Source organism: Mesorhizobium sp. M5C.F.Ca.IN.020.29.1.1, from assembly GCF_003997375.1.
Lineage (GTDB): Bacteria > Pseudomonadota > Alphaproteobacteria > Rhizobiales > Rhizobiaceae > Mesorhizobium > Mesorhizobium wenxiniae.
In genome coordinates, this window is record NZ_RZSW01001123.1 from 1 (window position 1) to 697 (window position 697).

The following is a 697-nucleotide window of genomic DNA, read 5'->3' on the forward strand; positions in this document are numbered from 1 at the left end:
GCCATAGAGCGGATGCGCATTCGGCGCCGGTGGATCGGCCAATGCGAAATCCGCCTTGGCGGAGGCCGCGCCATAGTCGTCGTCGATCTGGTAGTTGAGTTCGAAGGAGCCGTTGACGGCGCGTTTCGGCTCGCCGACGAAGCGGATCTGTGGCGGCTTGTCCGGGATCACCGCGAAGGCCCAGTTGCCGAGTTCGTCATTGCCCGATTGCAGCGTCAGCGTGCCGTTGGTCGTCAGCTTTCCTGTGAACTGGCGCACCGTGGAGGGCGTTGCCGTCGAGGGCGTTGCCGCCGCCGGTTTGGCCGCGTCGGCCTTCTGCCCGGTTGGTTCGATGGTGCTGGCGTTGCCGTTGGCGTCGGCGTAGCTCAGCGTTTCCTCGCCCGAACCGCCGGTGACGCGCAGGGACACATCGCTGCCTTCCGGAACGGTGAAGGTGGACGCAGCCTGCTTGCCATTGTCGGCGAGGGCTGGGTTGGCGAGGGCGGGGGAAGTGAGGAAGACCGGCGGCCTGCCGGTGTAGGCCGGCGGCGTCACCCAGGCGTCGATGCGCGGCGGCACCGCGTCGCACGCCGCGTGGGCACTGAACCCGTCTGCGATGCGGCCGCCCGACGGTCCAAAGGAGAAGGCAAAGGCGGTGACCAACAAAAGCGCCGCCACGGCGCGCAGCCCCCACGGGTCGCGCTCCGGAACCCGGGTG

Annotated in this window: 1 protein-coding gene; it reads right to left on the reverse strand. The window is 68.7% G+C overall.

The annotated features are described in order from the left end of the window. Window positions 1-697: DUF4175 family protein (locus EOA85_RS36635; RefSeq protein ID WP_127212827.1), on the reverse strand; the 697-nt coding region annotated here is incomplete at both ends.